Annotated in this window: 1 protein-coding gene; it reads left to right on the top strand. The window is 62.8% G+C overall.

Going from position 1 to position 680, the window contains the following annotated elements; all coding sequences use genetic code 11:
* Positions 1-309: 309 nt before the first annotated feature.
* A partial coding sequence (locus EN914_RS37380) for an ATP-binding cassette domain-containing protein (RefSeq protein ID WP_127389783.1) occupies positions 310-680 on the top strand: 371 nt, incomplete at its 3' end.

Here is a 680-nt window from a genome sequence, read left to right as displayed (position 1 = left end):
AGCTCTTGGTGATGCCGCGCATTTCGATGAGGGGGGCGGACAAGGGGGCTCCTGAACGGACGGGCTTTGCGATTCAGCTTTGATTGAGAGGAATACGCTGCACCCCCCTCTGTCCTGCCGGACATCTCCCCCTCAAGGAGGGAGATTAGCAGTTTCGGCGACGCGCTGTTCTTTCAAGAAAATTGGCGAAAGCCGATATGACATCCAATCTCCCCCTTGAGGGGGAGATGGCCGGCAGGCCAGAGGGGGGTGCAGCGTATTCCTCTCAATCAAAGCTGAATCGCAAAGCCCGTCCGTTCAGGAGCCCCCTTGTCCGCCCCCCTCATCGAAATGCGCGGCATCACCAAGAGCTTCGGCGCCGTCAAGGCGAACGAGGCCGTTGATCTCAGCGTCGCGCCGGGCGAAATCCTCGGGTTGCTGGGCGAGAACGGCGCCGGCAAGACGACGCTGATGAATGTGCTGTTCGGCGCCTATGCGCCCGACGCCGGCGAGATTCTCATCCAGGGCAGGCCGGTGCGGATCACAAGTTCCGCCGATGCGCTAGCCGCCGGCATCGGCATGGTGCACCAGCATTTTCATCTGGCGCCAAGGCTGACGGTGCTGGAGAACCTGCTGATAGGCATTCCCGGCAAGACAGGGCGGATCGACCGCGCCGGCGGGCTGGCGCGGCTGGCCGAGAT

The organism is Mesorhizobium sp. M7A.F.Ca.CA.001.08.2.1, assembly GCF_003998455.1.
Classification (GTDB): Bacteria; Pseudomonadota; Alphaproteobacteria; order Rhizobiales; family Rhizobiaceae; genus Mesorhizobium; species Mesorhizobium ciceri.
Note: the sequence above shows the minus strand (reverse complement) of the source record. Positions and strands in the feature narration are given on the sequence as shown.